This window comes from Aquabacterium sp. A08, assembly GCF_011742065.1.
In genome coordinates this window covers 1-714 of record NZ_JAAQQT010000387.1, presented here as the reverse complement: position 1 = coordinate 714, position 714 = coordinate 1, and the positions used below count along the sequence as shown (strand labels likewise).

General features: G+C 66.8%; 2 protein-coding genes. One reads left to right on the top strand and one right to left on the bottom strand.

The features are described 5' to 3' along the window. The coding region (locus tag HA630_RS02210) for a class II aldolase/adducin family protein (protein WP_208299924.1) at positions 1-182 on the bottom strand (182 nt) is incomplete at its 3' end. 242 nt (positions 183-424) lie between these two features. On the opposite strand from HA630_RS02210, the gene HA630_RS02205 reads away from it, so the two are divergent. Next, positions 425-714 (top strand): Dps family protein (locus tag HA630_RS02205; RefSeq protein ID WP_166832207.1); only part of this gene is annotated, 290 nt, incomplete at its 3' end.

The window sequence follows — 714 nt, the reverse complement described above, 5'->3', positions numbered from 1 at the left end:
AAGGGGTTGATGAGGAACTGGTGGTCGCCGCCGGTGACGCTGTCGGGCAGCTTGACGCTGATGTGGGTGAAGATCAGGTCGCTCCAGCCGTAGGCCGCCACCAGGCGGTAGCAGGCGGCCAGATCGCAGCGGAGCTGCCATTCTTCGGGGCTGACGGAGGCTTGCAAGGAAGGGATGTGCATGGCGGTGTCGGTGGAAGGCATCGCCGCATCCTAAAACCGCGCCGTGTGCCCGGGTGTCGGCCCGGCGACAGCGGCCCCGCCTGGGGGCTGTGCCCGGTTGAGATGTATTCGATGGCCCATCCGGGGGCGCCGTGCGTACCATGGCCCCGTGTCCGAGCCGCTAAGATGGGCCTCACCCGTGCCCGGGCCGCTGCCGCGTCCGCCGCTCGGGTGTTCCCACTGTTTTCTTCAGGAGTGACCGCATGGCCAAAAAAACCACCGCCCCCGCCAAGTCGATGAAGATGGACATCGGCATCGGCGACAAAGACCGCGCCGCCATCGCCCAGGGCCTGAGCCGCCTGCTGGCCGACACCTACACCCTGTACCTGACCACCCACAACTTCCACTGGAACGTGACCGGGCCGATGTTCAACAGCCTGCACGCCATGTTCATGGCCCAGTACACCGAGCTGTGGAACGCGGTGGACCCGATCGCCGAGCGCATCCGCGCGCTGGGTCATGTGGCCCCGGGCTCTTACGCCCAGTACGGCCA